The following is a 22,352-nucleotide window of genomic DNA, read 5'->3' on the forward strand; positions in this document are numbered from 1 at the left end:
ACTTCACTCTTTGTGGATATCGATGCCCGCGCGCTCGAACCAGTCACGCAGGATGCCAAGATCAGGATGATCGAGCGCTGAGCGCAGATAGGCGAAGGTACGCGGCATGTGCTTCATATAATGCGGCTTGCCATCGCGCTTCATCAACCGCACCCAGATACCCACCAGCTTGCAATTGCGCTGGGCGGCCATAATGGCAAAGGCTTTCAGGAATGACGCTTCATCGAAATCAGGGTTTTTGCGCCTGATCTCAAGATAGTGCGCCATCAATCGCGCCTGCATATCCGGTGAAATTGTGACGCGTGCATCCTGAATGATGGAAGCCAGATCATAAGCCTTCGGCCCGATCATCGCGTCCTGAAAATCGATGATGCCGACTCGGTCGATGCCGGTTTTCTCGGCTTGCCAGATGATGTTGGGCGAATGGAAATCGCGCAGCAAAAGACCGTTTTCTGCATCATCGATTTTTTCGATCAGCTGATCCCAGACGGCAAAGAAGCTCTGTTTCTCGCTGTCATCGATTTCCGCGCCGCGAATATGTGGCAGGTACCAATCCAAGAGCAAGGATGTCTCGATCTTCATCGCATCAGGATCGAAGGGCGAGATTTCATAGACCTCACCATTCGCCAAGGCGATGTTACCGGGGGTAGGGGTCTCGTGGAGTGCTGCAAGGCAGGCGACGCTTTCGAAATAACGCTCTTCGATCGGCGCGCCATCGTCATCCAAAACCCCATCACGACCGATGTCTTCCAGAAGCAGAATGCCGCTTTCCAAATCCTGCGCAAGGATATGGGGTACGGTAAAACCGTTCTCAGCCAGAAATCCTTGGATCGCGACAAAGGGTTTGACCTCGCGGGCGAGGTGCACGATTTCGGCATAGGTTTTACCGTCCTGGATGACAGGCCCCCTCGGCGGTGGCTGCCAGTCCATCAGCAGGGCTTGGCTGTTGTCGTCACTGATCAATTCGTAGGTCCGGTAGGCCGCATCGCCGCTGAAATAGCGGCGGGATGCATTTGCCTTGCCGTTCTTTTCAAGGAAATCACGGATGGCCAGTACGCGCTCGAGCCGCGCTCTTTGCGTCGGCGGCGCATCGATGGTCGCCACGCGTCCATCGCCCTGATGGGTCAGCCGCAGCGTGATGGTGCTGCCTTCCGGCAATTCGCTGGCCGCCATCTCCGGCCACTCGATCAGGCAGACGCCGTCTGACAGAATCTCGTCGATGCCGAGCTCATCCAGTTCGGAGACATGGGAGAGCCGGTAGAGATCGAGATGCGCGACGGGAAAGCGCAGATCGTAGGACTGGACGATGGTGAAGGTCGGGCTTGGAACTTCGAGTTGGTCGTCACCGGCAATGGCGCGGATCAAAGCCCGTGCCAGCGTCGATTTACCCGCACCGAGATCGCCGATGAGCGCGATGCAAACACCGGGTTTGACGGTCAGCGCCAGTTCCTCGCCGAGCCGGATGGTCTCGGCTTCATTGGCGAGGACAATGGAAAGAGGCGAAATCGTCTCGTTCATTCGGCGGCGATGGAATGCGGATGCGAGCCGGATGGAATACGGCAGCTGACGACGGTGCCTTCACCGGGGCGGCTGTCGATGGTGACGTTGCCGTTGTGGAGGCTGACGAAGCTTTCGACGATCGACAGGCCAAGACCGGCGCCGGTGCGACGACCGCCATTGCCGCGTGTCGAAAAACGATCGAATACCGTTTTCAGCATGTCCTTGGGAATACCCGGTCCGCGGTCGGCAACCGAAAAGACGAAATCACCTTCGCTACGCTGGCAAGTCAGCGTGATCGCCGAGCCCTCCGGCGCAAAATTGGCCGCATTGGTCAAAAGCTTGATGAGGATTTGCTTCAGCCGCTGATGGTCGGCAACGATGGCACCCAGATGGGCAGGAGCCACGATCTCCAGCGACACACCGCTTTCCTGCAAACGGTCGGTGATCTGTACGGACACGTCTTCCAGCAGTTCTGTCAGATCGTTTTCGGTGTAGTTTAGATGCATGATACCGGCATCGACCGTCGCCAGATCGAGAATGTCGTTGACGATTGTCAGCAACACCGATGAAGAGGTGGAGATATGGTCGAGATATTCGGCCTGACGCTCGTTGAGATCGCCGATTCCGGGTGTCTTCAACAGATCGGTAAAGCCGATAATGTTGGTCAGCGGCGAGCGTAGCTCGTAGGAGACGTGCTGGACGAAGTCGTTCTTCAGCTCGTCGGCCTTGCGTAGCGCTTCGTTCTTTTCCTTGAGCGCACGTTCGGCGCGCACGCTATCGGTCATGTTGACGAAGGTGAGCATCGTCTGCGAATCCGGCAAAGGAATGATCGCATAGTCCAACACCAAGCCGGACAGGAGCTCGAGTGTGCCCTGTTTCGAAAGGCGCTCGTCGTCGAAGCTGGTAATGAATTGGCTGAACGCGCGCCAGCCATCCGGCTTGTCGTAGGATTGCGCACAGACCTCTTCGATCGAGCGGATGTGCTTGCCGGCTTCGGCTTCGTTGGCGGTGATGCCCCAAAGCGCGCGGAAAGCCGGGTTCGACAGGCGCATGCGCCCATCGGCGCCGAAAACGGCAACGCCTTCGGCCAGGTGATCAATGGTTTCGCCCTGAACCTTGACCAGCGTGTTGTAACGCATTTGCAGATCGACCTGCTCGGTCAGATTTTCGAAGACCCATGTCGCGCCGCCTTGCGGATGCGCGGTGGCGATCACGCGCAGCGTCTGTCCGTTGGGCAGGTGCCACAGATCGGTCTTGGTATCGAGCGAGCGGTAAACAGAAAGGGCGGTTTCCTTCCAGCTCTTCCAGCTCAGCTGCTCCGGCAGCTTGCCATCGGAGCGCAGGCGGTCGAATAGCTCGGAATTATCGGGCTTTGATTCCAGCAGAACCAGATCGAGGCCCCACAGGCTGACGAAGGCCTGATTGTAAAATTGCAGGCGCTGCTGGCCGTCGAAGATCGCGACCGGCGTTGCCAGATGGTCGAGCGTTTCGGCATGGCTCTTCAGCGTCCGCTTCAGCTCTTCGCGCACCGTTTCGGCTTCGGTCGTGTCGATGGCCATGCCAGCCGAACCGCCCGGCGTCTTGAGATCGACCACATCGAAGAAGGTTCTGTTGCCGGAAACGACGGTGGAGATGCGGTCGTGATAGGGCGATTCCGGTGTTGCGCTCGCCCGGATTTTCTGGCGCGTGACGGTGTTGAGCAACTCGCGCTGCTCGGTCACGGCCTGTTCCGGCGTGCGCGCATCGACGCTTTGCGCATAGGCATGGTTGACCCAGGTCAGGGTACCATCGGAATTGCGGCGCCAGACAGGCTGTTCGATGCTGTCGAGCAAATCCTGGAACGTGGAAATCGACGATACCAGCCGTTCGCGTTCGATCTTCAGTTCGGCCAGTTCCGCACGCAGATTGTTCAGCGCCACGAAACGGGCGAATGCCTTGCCGCCGGAGACGCGACCCTGAACCTCGATCACTTCGCCACGCTGCGTTTCGATGGTCAGATCAAAACTCTGCGCGTGGCTGCGCAATTTCTCGATGGCTTTTTCCAGCGGTCCAGCGGAGGCCGGGCGAAGCCAGCGGCCAAAGGCGAGGAAATCCTGGTCTGCGAAGGGAACGCCGGTTTCAGGCGGCAGTTGGCCGATGAATTCGGGGCGCTCGCCCGCACTTTCCCAGATGACGATGCGACGGGACTTGTCGGCGATCAGGGCTTCATATTTGGAAATCTTGGCATTGGCTTCGGATAAAGCCGTGCGGTATTCGCTGGTCTCAGCCTCAATGTTTCCGCGCTGGCGAACCAGCCAGACGATGGAAAACAGCGTGGCCGAGACGACGCCGATAAACAGCGAATAGGTGATGGTCTCGGACGAGGAGAACAGCCGTTCGCCTCGTTCCAGAACAGAGTTTTGCTGGGCGTGCGCCGCAACCGCAAAACCGCTCAAGGCCGTTCCAGACATCAACGCCGTGAATGCAATCGCCTTGCCGCGAATACGCGTCACCGCTCCTGAAAAGGAGGTCAGCCAGCGTCTTCGCGCAGGTGCGTCGCCATTGTCTGGCTCGACATCATTGGTCGCTCGCTTTTGCGAGACTGAATTTTCTACCGTCATCCCCGGTCTGTCTCCGTCCTATGTGCCGCATTCTCGACAAGACATCCCATTTCCGCGCGCTATGCCCGCGCACGAATCAAGTCTTGTGACAATACCGCCTTCGGAAACCCCCGTGAAGGGAGGGCGCAAAAAGATATGGCGGGCTTTGTCAAGCCCGCCATATCCATATCTAGTGCGTTAATTGTGGATATTAACCATAAAATCAATATCTGTAGTGTTCAGCCTTAAACGGACCGGTCTTGGACACGCCGATATAATCTGCCTGAAGATCAGAAAGTTCTGTCAGCTTCACGCCAAGCTTCTCAAGATGCAGGCGTGCAACCTTCTCGTCGAGGTGCTTTGGCAGTACGTAGACGTCGTTCTTGTACTCGCCCTGCTTGGTGAAGAGCTCAATCTGGCCCAGAACCTGGTTGGTGAAGGATGCAGACATGACGAAGGATGGGTGGCCTGTGGCGTTGCCGAGGTTGAGCAGACGTCCCTCAGACAGAAGGATCATGCGGTTGCCCTTGGCGAACTCGATCATGTCGACCTGCGGCTTGATGTTCGTCCACTTCAGGTTCTTGAGAGCAGCAACCTGAATTTCATTGTCGAAGTGGCCGATATTGCCAACGATGGCCATGTCCTTCATCTCGCGCATGTGCTCGATGCGGATCACGTCCTTGTTGCCGGTCGTGGTGATGAAGATGTCGGCGGAAGCAACGACGTCCTCAAGACGAACGACTTCAAAGCCGTCCATGGCAGCCTGCAGCGCGCAGATCGGGTCGATTTCGGTGACCTTGACGCGAGCGCCGGCGCCCTGAAGCGAAGCGGCAGAACCCTTGCCCACATCGCCGTAACCGCAGACGACGGCAACCTTGCCGGCCATCATCACGTCGGTGGCGCGGCGAATGCCGTCGACCAGCGATTCCTTGCAGCCGTACTTGTTGTCGAACTTCGACTTGGTGACGCTGTCGTTGACGTTGATGGCAGGGAAGGGCAGCAGGCCCTTCTTGGAAAGGTCGTAAAGGCGATGAACGCCTGTCGTGGTTTCCTCGGTCACGCCCTTGATCGCATCGCGCTGCTTGGTGAACCAGCCCGGCGAAGCGGCGAGGCGCTTCTTGATCTGAGCGATGAGAATTTCTTCTTCCTCGGAATCGGGCTTGGACAGAACGTCTTCGCCCGCTTCAGCGCGTGCGCCGAGCAGGATATACATGGTAGCATCGCCGCCATCATCGAGGATCATGTTGGAAACGCCGCCATCGGCCCACTGGAAGATTTTGTCGGTGTATTCCCAGTATTCCGTCAGGCTTTCACCCTTTACGGCAAAGACTGGAATGCCGGTTGCAGCGATGGCAGCGGCAGCGTGGTCCTGGGTGGAGAAAATGTTGCAGGATGCCCAACGAATGTCGGCGCCCAGTTCTTTCAGCGTCTCGATGAGAACGGCTGTCTGGATCGTCATGTGCAGCGAACCGGAGATCCGTGCGCCCTTCAAAGGCTTGGTCTGACCGAATTCTTCGCGGCAGGACATCAGGCCCGGCATTTCGGTTTCTGCGATGTCCAGTTCCTTGCGACCGTAATCAGCAAGGGCGATGTCAGCTACGATATAATCTTTGTCGGCACTCATATGTGTCTCCTGCTCCAAGATGGCAGGGGCCAGCCGCTGCCTGAAAATTCAGGTTGCGGTGTATCAGGCTGAGGGCAATCTGGCAATAACGATATAAAGAAGTCTTTATGTCTTTATATGACGTGGTTATCAGATTTCTTCACCGAAACGGTCGGCGACCAATGTCTCGAGTGCAGCAAGGGCTTCTTCAGCCTGGTTGCCGCTGGCTTCAACGAGAACGGTGCAGCCGGGACTGGCGGCCAGCATCATCAGGCCCATGATCGATGTGCCGCCGACGGTCATACCATCTTTGGAAACTGTTATGGCTGCATCGAAGCCATCGACCATCTGCACGAATTTTGCCGACGCGCGGGCGTGGAGGCCACGCTTGTTGACGATCAGCAATTCCCGCGAAACAGGCGACATCCGTTGGTCTTCTTCTTATTTGCCGCTGAGAACGCGGCTGGCGACGTTGATGTATTTTCTGCCAGCATCCGAGGCCTCCTGCAAGGCCTTCTCCATGTTATCTTCGACGCGGATACCCGCCAATTTGATGAGCATGGGCAGATTGACGCCTGCGATGACCTCGACATTGCCGCTGTTCATCACGGAGATCGCCAGATTGGACGGTGTTCCCCCGAACATATCGGTCAGGATGATGACGCCATTGCCATCATTGGCGCGGGTCACGGCGTCGATAATATCCTGCCGGCGCTGGTCCATGTCATCTTCGGGACCGATACACACCGTCTCGATCAATTTCTGAGGGCCGACCACATGCTCAACAGCATGGCGAAACTCCTCAGCCAGCTTGCCATGAGTGACAAGCACCAGTCCGATCATGAAACGCTCCCTTGCACACGCATTCTGATTGCCGACTATCGCAATGCCGCAATCATGTCTATCGGTGGGGCCACATCTTGATGAGGAAAAGACGAAGCGCAAGCCCCAAAATGCCGGATTTTCGTTCACATTCCCTTGGTTATGAAAAGATTCTGAGCAAGTGCAGCAAATTTTCCATAGGGCATGATGCTGTCACGCGCAATGCGCAGAAGCGGCAGGGATGCGCCGGGGCTAAGCTCCAGCCTCTCGCGCTCGGGCGGTAGACGAGGGCTCTCAGGCGACGGGACCGACGTAATAGCGTAATGCATGTCGGCCTTCGCGACGCTTTTCACCGAGATGATCCCGCTGCCGCGCAGCTCCAGAAGACCAGCGATCGCTTCTGGCCGCCATGCGGTTGTGACGCCGTCCTTGCAGGCGATGAACACCTGATCGTCTGCCACTAGCGCCGTTTCCAACCCGCAACGCTCAGCCTCCGTCATGAAGCTGAATGCCATCTCGCTTTTGCCGCTGCCGGAGGGGCCGACGAACAACAATCCGGTCTTGCCGATGACGATGGCCGTTGCGTGGAGGTTGGTTGGATCAACGCTCATGATGGGCGGCGGGAAGCGACAGGCTGAAACGCGCGCCGGAAATGACGCCGTATTTGTCGAGAATATTTTCTGCCTTCAGGCTGCCGCCATGGGCTTCGGCAATCTGCCGGCTGATGGACAGGCCAAGGCCCGAATTCTGGCCAAAGCCTTCGCTGGCCGGGCGGTCGGTGTAGAAACGCTCGAAGATACGGTCGATGTCTTCGGCCTGAATGCCGGGACCATTGTCCTCGACACGCACGATGCAACGGTCTTTCTGGCGCAGAAGATGCACGACGATCCGTCCGCCATCCTGCGACACGAAGGAACGGGCGTTCTCGATCAGGTTGGTAATGATCTGGCCGATGCGCAGATCATGGCCGTTGACGATATAGCTGACCTTGGTGCCGGGCTTATGATCCACGACATAGTCGATGGTAACCGACTTTTTCTTGGCACTGATCTGGCGCGATATTTCCACCAGATTGCCAAGCACGACTTCCAGATCGACCGGTGAGGCATCGACGCGCGCCAGTTCCGCATCCAGCCGCGAGGCGTCCGAGATATCGCTGATCAACCGGTCCAGACGGCGCACGTCGTGGAAGATGATTTCGGTCAGGCGCTGCTTGGATTCTTCGGTCTTGGCGCGTGGCAATGTCTCGACCGCGCTGCGCAACGATGTCAGCGGGTTTTTCAGCTCGTGACTGACATCGGCCGCAAAGCTCTCGATGGCGTCGATCCGGTCATAGAGCGCATTGGTCATTTCGCGCAAGGCGATGGAAAGATTGCCGATTTCATCCTGACGGGCGGAGAAATCGGGAATTTCCTCACGCGCCTTTGCCCCGCGACGCACACGAATGGCCGCAGCCGAGAGGCGACGCAGAGGCGTAGCGATGGTGGAGGACAACAGCAGCGAAAGGACGATATTGACAAGCGTGGCAATGCCGAAGACGCGCATGATCGCAAGGCGTTCGGCATGGACGATCTTGTCGATGTCGCCAGCCTGCGTCGATAGCAGCAGAACGCCCAGCACGGCGCGGAAGCGCTGCACCGGCACGGCCACGGAGACGATCAACTCGCCCTTTTCCGTCACCCGCACCACGGCACCGCGCACGCCGGTCAGCGCATTCATGACTTCTGGGTAGATCGAGCCGTCGCCGCCGGGCGTTTCCTTGTAGAGCGGTAGGCTGCTGGGTTGCAGCATGCGGTTGAAGATGCTGGCGACCCAGTCTCCCCATGTCTGCGTTTCCGGGGTGACAGGCGGCAGATCGTAGCGCAGCACCTGGCCGCGGGAATAGAGATGGCGCGAATCGAGCAGAATGTTTGCGTCGGCATCGAACAGACGCGCGCGTGTCCGGGTCGGCGAAATCAACCGCCGCAGCACCGGCGCCACACGCTCCGGATTGATCGGAAAGGACAAATCCTCGTCGTTGGGAACCGGCGTGATGCTCTGGCCGGCCTGCAATTCCAGCAGCTTTTCCGGGTTGATGGTGATGGAATTGGTATCGACCGAGGCGGAGGCGGAAATCGCGCCTGCAATAATTTCGCCCTGGGTCAAAAGGCTTTCGACGCGCGCATCGATCAGCCCTTCGCGGAACTGGTTGAGGTAGAGAATACCACCCACGAGCACCACGGTCGCTGCGACGTTGAAGAACAGGATGCGCCGCGTCAGGCTGGAGAACACAGCATTGCCGAAGATGCGCCGGACGATCGTCAGCGGATGAATACGATGACGCCGACCGCTCTCACGGTCGTCGGCATCGGTATGATCCGATACGCTGTCCTGCATTTTGTTCAGCAACGTCGTCCCTCAGCGCCGCTGTATCGCGGCGTCATGTCATGCTGCCCTATTCTCAGGCTGCTTCGCGGAAGCGATATCCTACGCCGTACAGGGTTTCAATCATGTCGAAGTCGTTATCGACGAGTTTGAACTTCTTGCGCAGGCGCTTGATGTGGCTGTCGATGGTGCGGTCATCGACATAGACCTGCTCGTCATAGGCGGCATCCATCAGCGCATCGCGGCTTTTGACGACGCCGGGACGCTGCGCCAGCGAATGCAGGATGAGGAACTCGGTCACGGTCAAGGTGACAGGCTCGCCCTTCCAGGTGCAGGTGTGGCGTTCCTGATCCATGGCAAGCTGCCCACGTTCCAGCGTGCGGGCCTGCTGATCTGCGGTGGGCTTCAGCGGGCTTGCACCGGGGACTGCAGCATCGCGGCTGCTGGCGCGGCGCAGGATCGCCTTGACGCGCTCGACCAGAAGACGCTGCGAAAACGGCTTGGTAATGAAATCGTCGGCACCCATTTTCAGGCCGAACAGCTCGTCGATTTCCTCATCCTTGGAGGTGAGGAAGATAACCGGCAGATCCGACTTCTGACGCAGACGACGCAACAGCTCCATGCCATCCATGCGCGGCATCTTGATATCGAAGATCGCCAGTTGCGGTGGGCGTGCAATCAATCCATCCAGAGCGGACGCGCCATCGGTGTACGTTTCGACCTTGTAGCCTTCCGCTTCGAGCGCAATCGAAACGGAGGTCAAAATATTTCGGTCATCGTCCACAAGCGCAATAGTCTGCATAAAATTGGTCTCCATCGTCATTATATTTTACTCCCGACATCCCATCCCAGCCAAGGTTGTGCGCCGTGAGCATTTCTCATGAGTATAAAGGTGGAACAAATTGTGGCAAAGAAAATCGGCCACGCCGCCGCGGTTTTATGAGCAGTAATTTTCGTGGATCGGAAATTTGTCGGTTTGAGTCGTGAACTAAACCGATTTAAAATGAAATAAAATCTTTTAAATCGATTAATATATTGAATTTGTTCAATTATTTGAAATGATGCCTTGTTTTTTTAAATTGACGGGATTAATTTCCGGGCACATTTTAATGCTTTCGTCTTTTGAAAAAGGAATGCGCCCGTGAAGGAACTTGGAGTCTATAATCCTGAGAATGGCGTGTCAGCCCTTGGCCTGTCAGCTGTTGCCGCCGTGCATTACAATCTCATCGAGAGCGAATTGTACGAGCATGCCATCCGCAATGGCGAAGCAGATGTAACCGCTGATGGTGCTCTTCGCGCGGTCACCGGCCAGCACACGGGTCGTTCCCCGAAAGACAAATTCGTCGTTCGCGACGCCTCTACGGAAGACAGCATCTGGTGGGACAACAACAAGCCGTTGTCGCCTGAGCATTTCGACATCCTTCACAAGGACATGCTGGCCCACGCTGCTGGCAAGACGCTATATGTGCAGGATTTGATCGGCGGTGCGGATGAAGACAACGCCCTTCCGACCCGCGTGGTGACAGAGCTTGCCTGGCACGGCCTGTTCATCCGCAACCTGCTGATTCGCCCCGAGCGCGAAAAGCTTGGCGCCTTCAAGCAGAAGCTGACGATCATCAACCTGCCGAGCTTCAAGGCCGATCCAGCCCGTCACGGCGTTCGCACCGAAACCGTCATTGCCTGCGACCTGACCAAGGGTCTGGTTCTGATTGGCGGCACATCCTATGCCGGCGAAAACAAGAAGTCCGTCTTCACCGTTCTCAACTACCTGCTGCCTGCCAAGGGCGTCATGCCCATGCATTGCTCCGCCAATGTCGGCCCTGATGGTGACGCGGCCGTATTTTTCGGCCTGTCGGGCACCGGCAAGACCACATTGTCTGCCGACCCATCGCGCACACTGATCGGTGACGACGAACATGGCTGGGGCGACGACGGCATCTTTAACTTCGAAGGCGGCTGCTACGCCAAGGCCATCAAGCTTTCGGCGGAAGCCGAACCTGAAATCTACGCCGCAACCCGCCGCTTCGGCACGGTTCTGGAAAACGTCGTTCTCGATGAAAACCGCGTTCCCGATTTCAACGATACGTCGCTGACGGAAAACACCCGCAGTGCCTATCCACTGCACTTCATTCCGAATGCATCGGAAACGGGCCTTGCTGGTCATCCCAAGACCATCATCATGCTGACGGCGGATGCCTTCGGCGTGCTGCCGCCGATTGCCCGGTTGACGCCGGAACAGGCGATGTACCACTTCCTGTCCGGTTACACGGCCAAGGTCGCTGGCACCGAAAAGGGCGTGACCGAGCCGGAAGCAACCTTCTCGACATGCTTTGGCGCACCCTTCATGCCGCGCCACCCGGCTGAATACGGCAATCTGCTGCGCGATCTCATCGGCAAGCATGGCGTCGATTGCTGGCTGGTCAACACCGGCTGGACCGGCGGTGCCTACGGTATCGGCAAGCGCATGCCCATCAAGGCAACCCGTGCACTTTTGAGTGCTGCGCTGACCGGCGAATTGAAAAACGCCCAGTTCCGCACGGATGTGAATTTCGGCTTTGCGGTTCCGACAGCGCTTGACGGCATCGACAGCGGCATTCTCGACCCGCGCTCGACCTGGGCCGATGGCGCAGCCTACGACGCTCAGGCCAAGAAGCTGGTTTCCATGTTCGTCACGAACTTCACCAAGTTCGAAGACCATGTCGACGGCAAGGTCCGCGATGCAGCGCCTGGCCTGTTGGCCGCCGCAGAGTAAGAGCTTCACAATGGATTCTCGTGAAACCCGGCCTTGCGCCGGGTTTTTCGTTTATGTCGGTGGTTTTCATCCGTCATGATCTATGGCATCACCGCTGCCGGAGAACGAACATGGCCAGTGCGGCGCTATTTATCAGCAACCGAATCACGATTGCCGGATGGGAACTGACGGAGCAGTTCGTGCTGGCGGGTGGTCCCGGCGGGCAGAACGTCAACAAGGTTTCGACCGCCGTCCAGCTGTTCTTCGATGTCGCAAATTCCCCGTCTCTGTCGGATCGCGTCAAGACGAACCTGCTCCAGCTGGGTGGCAGGCGAGTATCGAAAGACGGCGTCCTGATGATCGAGGCCAACCGCTTTCGCACGCAGGAGCGCAACCGTGAAGATGCACGGGAGCGGCTGAAGGAACTGGTCCTCAAGGCTGCAGAACCGCCGCCGCCGGTGCGCCGGGCGACAAAGCCCACCAAGGGATCTGTGGAGCGACGCCTGAAGGCCAAATCCGGCCGGTCCGATGTCAAGAAAATGCGCAGCAGACCCGATAAGGAATAGCGCTCAAAGCTTGCGCAGCGCCACCGTATCGATCAGATGGTTCTGGCCCTTGCGCAGAATAAGATCGGCCCGCGGGCGCGTCGGCACGATGTTGCGTCGCAGGTTCTTCAGGTTGATGTTTTCCCAAAGACCTTCGGCAATCGCGAGAGCCGCCTCTTCCGAAATCGACGCATAGCGATTGAAGTAGGATGACGGGTCACGAAAAGCCGTCTGGCGCAGGTTCATGAAGCGGTTGACATACCAATGGTGGATCAGCGCTTCATCGGCGTCGATATAGATCGAAAAATCGAAGAAATCGGACACGATCGGCACGATCCGCCCACCCTCGGGCAGGTCGCGCGATTGCAGCACGTTGATGCCTTCGAAAATCAGAATGTCGGGCCTGTCGATGGTGGTATATTCGTTGGGTATGACGTCGTAGGTCAGGTGCGAATAGCTGGGGGCTTTGACATCCGGTTGCCCAGCCTTGATGGCTGACAGGAAGCGCAGGAGGGAGCCGATGTCGTAGCTCTCGGGAAAGCCCTTTCGCTCCATCAGATTGTCACGTCGCAGCACTTCGTTCGGATAGAGGAAGCCGTCCGTGGTGATGAGATCGACCTTCGGGCTGGAGGGCCAGCGCGCCAAGAGTTCCTTCAGAATACGCGCCGTGGTCGATTTTCCAACGGCAACCGACCCTGCAATGCCGATGACGAAAGGTGTCTTGTTGACACCCGCCATATTGAGGAACTGGTTGCGCTGATCGAACAGCACCTGAGATGCCTCGACATGGGTAGACAGAAGCCGCGACAGCGACAGGTAGATGCGCTTGACCTCATCCATATCGATGGGGTCGTTCAAAGAGCGCAATCTTTTGAGTTCGTCAGCCGACAGCGTCATCGGCGTATCGGCGCGGAACCTGGACCATTCTTCCGAGCTGAAGAAATAATAGGGCGAATATTCGTCGGGGCGGAAATGATCGAGCGTGTTTGGCATGCCTTGTCCTCCCATGCGTGCCAAAGTCGTCATTTTACAGGTCTCGATTCTTTTTCCTGAAGGCCGGTTTGCCCAGTGCGGCGGTGTAGCTCTGCCATGACATTTGCCAGGGGAATATCGGCGATCTTCAGCACCACCATCAAATGGTAGAGCAGATCGGCCGCCTCATCCGTCAGATTTTTGCGATCGTTGGAGATGGCGGCAATGACGGTTTCCACTGCCTCTTCGCCCAGCTTTTTGGCAGCGCGGGTTTGGCCAGCGGCCACGAGCTTCGCCGTCCAGGATTGATCCGGCGAAGCGCTTGCGCGTTCCGCCACGATGCGCTCCAGATCGGAAAGAGAAAAATCACTCATCGCGCAATACCCTAGGTGAGATCAATCAAGGCGCATGGCGATGCCGTTATCGGCCATATAGGCCTTGGCTTCACCGATGGAATAGGTGCCGAAATGGAAAATAGAGGCTGCAAGCACAGCGGTGGCGTGGCCATCTTTCACGCCCGCCACAAGATCATCCAGCGTCCCGACACCGCCAGAGGCAACCACGGGAACGCGAACCTGATCGGCAATCGTGCGCGTCAGTGCAATGTCGTAGCCGCTCTTGGTACCATCACGGTCCATGGAGGTGATGAGCAATTCGCCCGCACCACGCTCCACCATCTTGATAGCAAATTCGACGGCATCGATGCCGGTCGGCTGGCGACCACCATGGGTGAAGATTTCCCAGCGATCCGCCTCGCCAGCGTCTGACACCTTCTTGGCATCGATGGAAACGACGATGCACTGATTGCCGAATTTGTCGGCAGCCTGCGCCACGAAATCAGGGTCCTTCACCGCAGCGGAGTTGATTGACACCTTATCGGCACCGCACAAAAGCAGCTTGCGAATATCTGAGACTGCGCGGACACCACCGCCCACCGTCACCGGCATGAAGCAGTGATCGGCCGTGCGCGAGACAACATCGAAAATCGTATCGCGATTGTCGGAGGAGGCGGTGATGTCGAGAAAACAAAGCTCGTCGGCACCGGCGGCGTCATAAGCCTTGGCAGCTTCAACAGGGTCGCCTGCATCGATCAGATCGACAAAATTGACGCCCTTGACGACGCGGCCATCCTTGACATCGAGACAGGGAATAATACGGGCTTTCAGCGTCATGCGCGCGCCTCCTTGATCAGCGCCAGCGCACTCACCGGGTCAATACGTCCATCATACAGCGCACGGCCAGAGATCGCGCCTTCCAGCTTTGCAGCATCCGGCTCCAGCATGCGCTTGATGTCTTCGATGGAGGCAAGGCCACCGGAGGCGATGACGGGGATGGAAACGGCGTTTGCCAGTTCCAGCGTGGAATCCCAATTGATGCCGGCTAAGATGCCATCGCGGTCGATGTCGGTGTAGATGATGGCCGCCACGCCCGCACCCTCGAAACGGTTGGCAAGCTCGATCACGCCAAGCTCGGAGGCTTCCGCCCATCCCTCGACCGCAACCTTGCCGCCCTTGGCATCGATGCCGACGGCGACCTGTCCGGGGAAACGCTTGCAGGCTTCGATCACCAGAACCGGATCACGCACGGCAACGGTGCCGAGAATGACCCGAGCAAGACCACGCGATAGCCACGCTTCGATATGCTCCAGCGTGCGAATGCCACCGCCCAATTGCACCGGGTTCTTGGTGGATTTCAAAATAGCATCGACGGCATCGCCATTCACGGTCTGACCGGCGAAGGCGCCGTTGAGGTCCACCACATGCAGCCATTCAAAGCCCTGATCTTCAAAGGCTTTGGCCTGTGCGCCGGGGTCCTCGTTGTAGACGGTGGCCTGCTCCATATCGCCAAGCTTGAGGCGAACGCATTGGCCATCTTTGAGGTCGATTGCGGGAAAAAGGATCATGTCAGGGCTTCCAGCGCAGAAAATTCGAGATGAGAGCGAGGCCAAGCGTCTGGCTTTTTTCCGGGTGGAACTGTGCGCCGACCGTGTTGTCGCGACCGACGAAAGCCGTCATCGCGCCACCGTAACTGGTGGTGGCGATGACATCCTCAGCCTTTTTGGCGGCAAGGTGGTAGGAGTGCACGAAATAGGCATGCAGGCCATCCGTGCCGGTTTTGATGCCGTCGAACAGCGGGTGAGGGCGGTGCAGGTCCAGCGTGTTCCAGCCGATCTGCGGGATTTTCAGTGACGGATCGGACGGCGTCATCTCCACGACGTCGCCTTCGATCCAGCCGAGGCCTTCGCTCGTCGTCTTTTCCAGGCCGCGTGAGGACATGAGCTGCATGCCGACGCAGATGCCTATGAACGGGCGGGCCTTGTTTTCGACGGCCTCAACCAGCGCCTCATGCATGCCGGTCACAGCATTGAGGCCTGCGCGGCAATCGGCATAGGCACCCACGCCGGGCAGCACGATGCGGTCTGCGGACGCGACAGTCTCCGGCTTGTCGGTCAAATCGATGGTCGCGTCGATGCCAGCTTCGCGAGCGGCGCGCTCGAAGGCTTTCGTCGCCGAGCGCAGATTGCCCGAGCCGTAATCGATAATTGCCACACGCATATCAGCGCCTTCCATTCAAATCGAACTGAAACGACCCAGCCGGATCGTTCATCGTGAAACCGTTGCCCGCCCTGCGATCCTGTTTCCAATCCGGCTGCGGGATTTTGGACACTTGGGAGATGTCATCTTCGGGCAGGTTGGAAAAATAAATCTCCTCAGCCGTGGCGAGATCATGGGCGTGAACGACATCTTTCAAGGTCCATCCCTTAGAAACCAGATGTCGGACCACAATGTTGCGGCCTTCGAATCCGGCTATCAAACCGATGGAGATTGCGAAAAGTGCGCCTGTGACGCCGAAGCCCTCAAGTCCTGAAACTTGACCCGCCGCCACTTGCAAAACAACGATGCCGATAGCGACCCACCAGAGGCGCTGGATGGCAAACCAAACCCAGGGAAACAGCAGAGCAAGCCATGAGAAGCGATCAGCAATGAACCGCGTGGAGCGGTGATCGCGGTCGGGACCGCCGGGTGCTTCCAGAACCAGATAAGATGTCATCGGCTTTCCTGACAATGGTCATGGCGACGAATAAAAGGGCAATCGCCTTGGCACCACCATGACGATTTCATCTCGCTCAGGCCAGCGTACCCTTTGTCGAGGGAACGCGGTCTGCCTGACGGGGGTCGATTTCGGTGGCCACGCGCAGCACGCGGGCAACCGCCTTGAAGCAGGTTTCGGCGATATGGTGATTGTTTGCACCATAATGGTTGAGAATATGCAGGGTAATACCGGCATTCTGGGACAGGGCTTGGAAGAATTCCCGCACGAGTTCAGTATCAAAGGTGCCGATCTTGGGCGCCGAGAACGCGACATTCCAGACTAGAAACGGGCGACCGGAAATATCGACGGCGGCCTTGGTCATGGTTTCATCCATGGCAAGATCAAGCGACGCATAACGGGTGATACCGCGACGGTCGCCCAGCGCCTTGGCGATGGCCTGGCCAATGGCAATGCCGGTGTCTTCGACGGTATGGTGGTCATCGACATGCAGGTCACCCTTCACATCGATCTCCATGTCGATCAGCGAATGGCGGCTGAGTTGGTCGAGCATATGATCGAAGAAACCCACGCCGGTGGAAATCTTCGATTTGCCTGTTCCATCGATGTCGACGCGCACGGAAACACTTGTTTCATTCGTCTTGCGGGAAATCTCGGCTCTACGCTCTGCCATCTGGCTGCTCCGTATCAATATCGGCGTTCCTTATCAGCACAGCCCGCAAATATCCAGCCATTACATTGTCTTGCCGCATTGCACCCCGCTCTGCGCCAGCACGCTCATTTGCAATCGCAAAAACGGGACTTACATAGACTTCCAACCGGGATCGAAGATGCATCCCGTTGCAACGCCCCTCAAGGGCAAACAGGTGTTTGATGACGACAATTATTACTGTGAGAAAGGCCGGCAAGGTGGTGATGGCCGGTGACGGTCAGGTCAGCCTTGGCCAGACGGTGATGAAGGGCAATGCCCGTAAGGTGCGCCGCATCGGCAAGGGTGGCGATGTGATTGCCGGATTTGCCGGTGCCACGGCGGACGCCTTTACGCTGCTCGACCGTCTTGAAAAGAAGCTGGAGCAATATCCCGGTCAGCTGATGCGCGCTGCCGTCGAGCTCGCCAAGGATTGGCGCACCGACAAATATCTGCGCAATCTCGAAGCCATGATGCTGGTGGCGGATAAGTCGATCACGCTGGCGATCACCGGCAATGGTGACGTTCTGGAACCCGAACACGGCGCCATCGCCATCGGCTCTGGTGGAAACTACGCCTTTGCAGCTGCCCGTGCGCTGATGGATTCGGAAAAGTCTGCGGAAGAGGTCGCGCGTCAGTCGCTCGATATCGCTGCCGATATCTGCGTCTATACCAACCATAATCTCGTGATTGAAACGCTCGACGCAGAGTAAGCTGCGCCTTCCAAAACCCATGGGTTCTGTGGGCCGGGCCTATACGGCTGGCCGCAACAGGACGCCGAAAGGAACAAGATGACGACTTTTTCTCCCCGCGAGATTGTCTCGGAACTGGACCGTCACATTATCGGCCAGCACGACGCCAAGCGCGCCGTGGCCATTGCGCTGCGCAACCGTTGGCGCCGCCAGCAGCTGGATGACAGCCTGCGCGACGAGGTTATGCCGAAGAATATTCTGATGATCGGACCGACCGGTGTCGGCAAGACGGAAATCTCCCGCCGTCTGGCAAAGCTTGCCGGTGCGCCCTTCATCAAGGTCGAAGCGACCAAATTTACCGAAGTCGGTTATGTCGGGCGCGATGTCGAACAGATCATTCGCGACCTTGTGGAAATCGGCATCGGGCTGATCCGCGAAAAGAAGCGGATCGAGGTACAGGCGAAAGCCCATGCCAGTGCGGAGGAACGCGTGTTGGACGCACTCGTCGGCTCCACGTCTTCGCCCGCCACGCGCGACAGTTTCCGCAAGAAGCTGCGCGACGGCGAGCTGGACAAGAAAGAGATCGATATCGAGGTGGCTGATACCGGCTCCGGTATGCCCGGGTTCGATATTCCCGGCATGCCGCCGGGTGCCAATATCGGCGTCCTCAATCTCTCGGATATGTTCGGCAAGGCCATGGGTGGGCGCACCAAGAAGGTTCGCACGACCGTCGAAAAATCCTATGCCGACCTGATCCGCGACGAATCCGACAAGCTGCTGGACAATGAGCTCATCCAGCGCGAAGCGGTGAAGTCGGTGGAAAATGACGGCATCGTCTTTCTGGACGAAATCGACAAGATCGCCGCGCGCGATGGCGGCATGGGTGCCGGTGTGTCGCGTGAAGGCGTGCAGCGCGATCTGCTGCCGCTGGTGGAAGGCACAACGGTTTCGACAAAATATGGACCCGTGAAGACCGACCATATTCTCTTCATTGCGTCAGGCGCGTTCCATGTGTCGAAGCCATCCGATCTTCTGCCGGAACTTCAGGGCCGTCTGCCTATCCGCGTAGAGTTGAAGGCTCTGACCAAGGAAGATTTCCGCCGCATTCTGACGGAACCGGAAGCAAGTCTCATCCGCCAGTACATCGCGCTGATGGCCACGGAAGAGCTGGACCTCGAATTCACCGATGATGCGATCGACGCGCTGGCCGATGTCGCGGTGCATTTGAATGCATCCGTCGAGAATATCGGTGCGCGTCGTTTGCAGACTGTGATGGAGCGGGTGTTGGACGAGATTTCCTTCAACGCGCCGGATCGCGGTGGCTCGGCGGTGAAGATCGATCAGGCCTATGTGAAGGAGCATGTCGGCGATATCGCTGCCGATACGGACCTGTCGCGTTATATTCTTTAAATGCCATAGAGTGCGGCAAATCTTGCCGCACTCTTATTTTATCTGCCTTCTCTCGACATTTGGCCACGCTTTTCGCTAATGAAAGCGTTAACGGTTGTTGAAAGAAATGGTCCGGTCATCGCACCGGTCGAGAAAAAGGCATCTGCTCGTGCGTAAAACTCTTCTGGCATTGGCTGCTGTCGTGGCTTTTGGTGCGGTCTCGCAATCCTTTGCGGAGGCAGCCTCCGTCGTGCCACCCGGCAACCGCAACGCCGAACAACCCGGCGTTCCCGGGGCCTCTGCGCGGCGCACGAAAGGCTCTAACTCCACTTTCGAGCGTAAATACCAGAAAGTGTACGACTTGCTGTCGAGCGACAAGCAATTGATTTCCAAGATCAAATCAACGGCAGGACGTTACGGCATCGATCCTATCCATATGATTGGTGCCATCGTTGGCGAACATACTTATAATGTAGATGCCTATGACCGGCTGCAATCCTATTACGTCAAAGCAGCATCCTATGCCGGCAACAGCTTCCGCTTCGGCTACAAAGATGAAAGCATCGCGCAGTTTCTGGCGCATTTGCAATTTTCCAAATGCCAGTCGAAGCGTGATTCCGTTAGCCTGTGGACCTGCCGGGAAGATGTCTGGGACGACAGTTTTCGCGGCAAGAAGGTTGATGGCGTTAGCTACCCAGACAACCGCTTCAGTGCGGTTTTCTTCCAGCCCTTCTATGCGGGTCAGACCTTTGGCCTTGGCCAGATCAATCCGCTGACGGCGCTGATGCTCTCGGATATGGTGGCGCGCGTGTCTGGTTTTGAAAAACTGGACGAAAACGACGCGGCTGCGGTCTATACCGCCATCATGGAGCCGGACCATTCGCTGGCCTATATGGCCGCCGCCATCCGCAAATCCATCGATGATTACAAGTCGATTGCCGATATGGATATTTCGAAAAATCCGGGCCTCACCTCCACACTCTATAATCTCGGCGGATCACAACAGCGGGCGGCTGCTCTTGCCCAGAAAAACCGACAGAGCGGCGGGTCGCCTGTGTGGCCGGAAGAGAATTATTACGGCTGGCTGGTCAACGAAAAGCTGCCGGAGCTTCAAAAGCTCCTGTAGCCTTGGCGACAGGTTTTCAGCGGGTTTCCAGAAAGAAAAGAGTTTTGGCGCCCGCTTGCGATTGACGAGACGGGCGTTCAGCGTCCACTCTTGCCGGCAAGAATACCGACAAGGGAGATACCACGGTGAGCCGCATTGAAGAGCATGGTCTTTCATTCGACACAACACTCTATGATTTTCTGAAAGACGAAGTGCTGCCGGAAACCGGCCTGGATGCCAACGCGTTCTTTGCAGGCTTTTCCGAGATCGTGCATTCGCTTGCGCCAAAAAACCGCGACCTGCTGCAAAAGCGTGATGGTTTTCAGGACAAGCTGGATGCGTGGTACCGCACCAATGGCGCGCCGGTCGATCTGGCCGTCTATGAAACCTTCCTGCGGGATATCGGCTATCTCTTGCCGGAAGGCGAGGCCTTCAAGGTCAATACGCAAAATGTCGATCCTGAAATCGCGCAGCTTGCCGGTCCGCAGCTTGTCGTGCCGGTCATGAATGCGCGCTATGCGCTCAACGCCGCCAATGCCCGCTGGGGTTCGCTTTACGATGCGCTTTACGGCACCGATGCGATTTCCGAAGACGACGGTGCCGAAAAGGGCAGGGGCTATAACCCCAAACGTGGCGCGAAGGTCATTGCCTGGGCGCGGGAATTTCTGGATCGCTCCGCACCGCTGGCGAATGGCAGCTGGGCTGATGTGTCTGGTTTCAAGGTCGTTGATGGCGTGCTTGAAGTCGATGCCGGTGGCCTGTCGGATCCCGCCCAGTTTGCTGGCTATGCGGGTGAGGCATCCAATCCGTCCTCCATCCTCTTGCGCAAGAACGGCCTTCACGTCGACATCGTTATCGATGCTTCGACCGATATCGGAAAAAGCGATTCCGCAGGCATTTCCGATGTCATCCTCGAATCGGCCCTGACGACGATCATGGATTGCGAGGATTCCGTGGCCGCTGTGGATGCGGAAGACAAGGTCGTTGCTTACCGCAACTGGCTCGGCCTGATGCGTGGCGATCTGACGGAGGAGGTTGCCAAGGGTGGAACGACGTTCACGCGCCGCCTGAATGCCGATCGCAATTATACCGCACCGGATGGTTCGGCGCTGACAGTGCCCGGCCGCTCGCTGATGCTGGTGCGCAATGTCGGCCACCTCATGACAAATCCCGCCGTACTTGACCGTGATGGCAGGGAAATCCCCGAGGGCATCATGGATGCCGTCTTGACCGGCCTGATCGCGCTCTATGACGTTGGCCCCAACGGACGCCGCCAGAATTCGCGCGCCGGCTCCATGTATGTGGTGAAGCCGAAGATGCACGGCCCGGAAGAGGTGGCCTTTGCGTCGGAGATTTTTGGGCGCGTCGAGACACTCATCGGCATGGCGCCCAACACCATCAAAATGGGCATTATGGACGAAGAACGTCGCACGACGATCAATCTGAAAGAATGCATTCGCGCCGCCAAGGATCGCGTCGTCTTCATCAATACCGGCTTCCTCGATCGCACCGGCGACGAAATCCACACCTCGATGGAAGCAGGCCCGATGATTCGCAAGGGTGACATGAAACAGGCCGCATGGATCGCGGCTTATGAAAACTGGAATGTCGATATCGGCTTGGAATGCGGCCTGTCCGGCCATGCCCAGATCGGCAAGGGCATGTGGGCCATGCCGGATCTGATGGCTGCGATGCTGGAGCAGAAGATCGCGCATCCAAAAGCCGGTGCCAACACCGCCTGGGTTCCGTCGCCCACAGCCGCGACGCTTCACGCCACGCATTACCACAGCGTCGATGTCGCCTCGGTTCAAAGCGGACTGAAGACACGCGAACGCGCAAAACTTGGCGATATTCTTTCCGTGCCCGTTGCGGTGCGCCCCAACTGGAGCGCCGAGGACATCCAGCGTGAGCTGGACAACAATGCGCAGGGCATTCTGGGTTATGTCGTGCGCTGGGTCGATCAGGGCGTCGGTTGCTCGAAAGTGCCGGACATCAACAATATCGGCCTGATGGAAGACCGCGCGACGCTGCGCATTTCCGCCCAGCATATGGCAAACTGGCTGCGCCATGGTGTGGTGTCGGAAGAGCAGATCGTCGAAACCATGAAGCGCATGGCCGCTGTCGTGGATGGTCAGAATGCCGGTGACTCGGCTTATCTGCCGATGGCCGGCAACTTTGAAACCTCCATCGCCTTCCAGGCCGCCTTGGAGCTGGTGCTGAAAGGTCGGGAGCAGCCCAACGGTTATACGGAACCGGTCCTGCACCGCCGCCGTCTGGAGTTGAAGGCGGAACAGTCTGCTTGAGCCCACAA

The 22,352-nt window shown here is 57.7% G+C and carries 21 protein-coding genes; 6 read left to right on the forward strand and 15 right to left on the reverse strand.

Translation table 11 applies throughout. From position 1 onward, the window contains the following. Positions 1-3 precede the first annotated feature (3 nt). From tsaE to chvI, 8 genes are all read right to left on the reverse strand, one after another. Positions 4-1,518 carry a tRNA (adenosine(37)-N6)-threonylcarbamoyltransferase complex ATPase subunit type 1 TsaE gene (tsaE, locus tag RRU01S_RS14830; RefSeq protein WP_045231062.1) on the reverse strand — a complete coding sequence of 505 codons (1,515 nt, stop codon included), beginning with the start codon at positions 1,516-1,518 and terminating at the stop codon, positions 4-6. After that, a complete protein-coding gene (locus tag RRU01S_RS14835) occupies positions 1,515-3,950 on the reverse strand; it encodes a sensor histidine kinase (protein WP_412674290.1) in 2,436 nt (811 codons plus the stop codon). Before RRU01S_RS14835 ends, tsaE begins: the two co-directional genes overlap by 4 nt. Before the next feature lie 352 nt (positions 3,951-4,302). Next, positions 4,303-5,703, reverse strand: a complete 1,401-nt coding sequence (ahcY, locus tag RRU01S_RS14840) for an adenosylhomocysteinase (RefSeq protein WP_045231063.1) — start codon at positions 5,701-5,703, stop codon at positions 4,303-4,305. A 129-nt stretch (positions 5,704-5,832) separates the two neighbouring features. Beyond that, positions 5,833-6,108, reverse strand: coding sequence for an HPr family phosphocarrier protein (locus RRU01S_RS14845; RefSeq protein WP_045231064.1), 276 nt, complete (start codon positions 6,106-6,108; stop codon positions 5,833-5,835). A gap of 15 nt (positions 6,109-6,123) precedes the next feature. After that, complete coding sequence (locus RRU01S_RS14850) at positions 6,124-6,525, reverse strand: PTS sugar transporter subunit IIA (protein ID WP_045231065.1); 402 nt, start codon at positions 6,523-6,525, stop codon at positions 6,124-6,126. 125 nt (positions 6,526-6,650) lie between these two features. Further along, positions 6,651-7,115, reverse strand: a complete 465-nt coding sequence (locus RRU01S_RS14855; protein ID WP_045231066.1) for an HPr kinase/phosphorylase — start codon at positions 7,113-7,115, stop codon at positions 6,651-6,653. Beyond that, positions 7,105-8,880, reverse strand: a complete 1,776-nt coding sequence (locus RRU01S_RS14860) for a sensor histidine kinase (protein WP_412674289.1) — start codon at positions 8,878-8,880, stop codon at positions 7,105-7,107. The genes RRU01S_RS14855 and RRU01S_RS14860 overlap by 11 nt, the downstream gene beginning before the upstream one ends. A gap of 64 nt (positions 8,881-8,944) precedes the next feature. Further along, entirely contained in the window at positions 8,945-9,670 is a 726-nt protein-coding gene (gene chvI, locus RRU01S_RS14865; RefSeq protein WP_108722659.1) for a two-component system response regulator ChvI, read from the reverse strand. 339 nt (positions 9,671-10,009) lie between these two features. Between chvI and RRU01S_RS14870 the strand changes: the two genes are divergently transcribed. Both RRU01S_RS14870 and arfB read left to right on the forward strand, forming a co-directional pair. Beyond that, entirely contained in the window at positions 10,010-11,620 is a 1,611-nt protein-coding gene (locus tag RRU01S_RS14870) for a phosphoenolpyruvate carboxykinase (protein WP_045231068.1), read from the forward strand. 110 nt (positions 11,621-11,730) lie between these two features. Beyond that, positions 11,731-12,165, forward strand: a complete 435-nt coding sequence (arfB, locus tag RRU01S_RS14875) for an alternative ribosome rescue aminoacyl-tRNA hydrolase ArfB (protein WP_045231069.1) — start codon at positions 11,731-11,733, stop codon at positions 12,163-12,165. A gap of 3 nt (positions 12,166-12,168) precedes the next feature. Here the strand turns inward: arfB and coaA are convergent, their stop codons facing one another. From coaA to hisB, 7 genes are all read right to left on the reverse strand, one after another. Further along, the gene (gene coaA, locus RRU01S_RS14880) at positions 12,169-13,152 is read right to left on the reverse strand and encodes a type I pantothenate kinase (RefSeq protein WP_173998884.1); all 984 of its coding nucleotides are present in this window, start codon (positions 13,150-13,152) and stop codon (positions 12,169-12,171) included. A 14-nt stretch (positions 13,153-13,166) separates the two neighbouring features. Beyond that, positions 13,167-13,490 carry a phosphoribosyl-ATP diphosphatase gene (locus tag RRU01S_RS14885; protein ID WP_045231071.1) on the reverse strand — a complete coding sequence of 108 codons (324 nt, stop codon included), beginning with the start codon at positions 13,488-13,490 and terminating at the stop codon, positions 13,167-13,169. A gap of 21 nt (positions 13,491-13,511) precedes the next feature. Continuing rightward, the gene (hisF, locus tag RRU01S_RS14890) at positions 13,512-14,288 is read right to left on the reverse strand and encodes an imidazole glycerol phosphate synthase subunit HisF (protein WP_045231072.1); all 777 of its coding nucleotides are present in this window, start codon (positions 14,286-14,288) and stop codon (positions 13,512-13,514) included. Further along, positions 14,285-15,019, reverse strand: a complete 735-nt coding sequence (hisA, locus tag RRU01S_RS14895; RefSeq protein WP_045231073.1) for a 1-(5-phosphoribosyl)-5-[(5-phosphoribosylamino)methylideneamino]imidazole-4-carboxamide isomerase — start codon at positions 15,017-15,019, stop codon at positions 14,285-14,287. Before hisA ends, hisF begins: the two co-directional genes overlap by 4 nt. Before the next feature lies 1 nt (position 15,020). Then, a complete protein-coding gene (gene hisH / locus RRU01S_RS14900; RefSeq protein WP_045231099.1) occupies positions 15,021-15,671 on the reverse strand; it encodes an imidazole glycerol phosphate synthase subunit HisH in 651 nt (216 codons plus the stop codon). Between the two features lies 1 nt (position 15,672). Then, positions 15,673-16,167, reverse strand: coding sequence for a DUF2628 domain-containing protein (locus RRU01S_RS14905; protein ID WP_045231074.1), 495 nt, complete (start codon positions 16,165-16,167; stop codon positions 15,673-15,675). A 76-nt stretch (positions 16,168-16,243) separates the two neighbouring features. After that, positions 16,244-16,840 (reverse strand): imidazoleglycerol-phosphate dehydratase HisB, encoded by a 597-nt coding sequence (gene hisB / locus RRU01S_RS14910; RefSeq protein WP_045231075.1) that lies wholly within the window; start codon positions 16,838-16,840, stop codon positions 16,244-16,246. A 200-nt stretch (positions 16,841-17,040) separates the two neighbouring features. On the opposite strand from hisB, the gene hslV reads away from it, so the two are divergent. The 4 genes from hslV (at position 17,041) to RRU01S_RS14930 (ending at position 22,344) form a co-directional block, all read left to right on the forward strand. Beyond that, on the forward strand, positions 17,041-17,568 hold the full coding sequence (hslV, locus tag RRU01S_RS14915; protein WP_045231076.1) for an ATP-dependent protease subunit HslV: 528 nt from the start codon (positions 17,041-17,043) through the stop codon (positions 17,566-17,568). A 78-nt stretch (positions 17,569-17,646) separates the two neighbouring features. Continuing rightward, the gene (hslU, locus tag RRU01S_RS14920) at positions 17,647-18,957 is read left to right on the forward strand and encodes an ATP-dependent protease ATPase subunit HslU (protein WP_045231077.1); all 1,311 of its coding nucleotides are present in this window, start codon (positions 17,647-17,649) and stop codon (positions 18,955-18,957) included. 148 nt (positions 18,958-19,105) lie between these two features. Further along, entirely contained in the window at positions 19,106-20,062 is a 957-nt protein-coding gene (locus RRU01S_RS14925; RefSeq protein ID WP_045231100.1) for a DUF1402 family protein, read from the forward strand. 125 nt (positions 20,063-20,187) lie between these two features. Next, a complete protein-coding gene (locus RRU01S_RS14930; RefSeq protein WP_045231078.1) occupies positions 20,188-22,344 on the forward strand; it encodes a malate synthase G in 2,157 nt (718 codons plus the stop codon). The last annotated feature ends 8 nt before the right edge of the window (positions 22,345-22,352 follow it).

This window comes from Agrobacterium rubi TR3 = NBRC 13261, assembly GCF_000739935.1.
GTDB classification, from domain to species: domain Bacteria; phylum Pseudomonadota; class Alphaproteobacteria; order Rhizobiales; family Rhizobiaceae; genus Agrobacterium; species Agrobacterium rubi.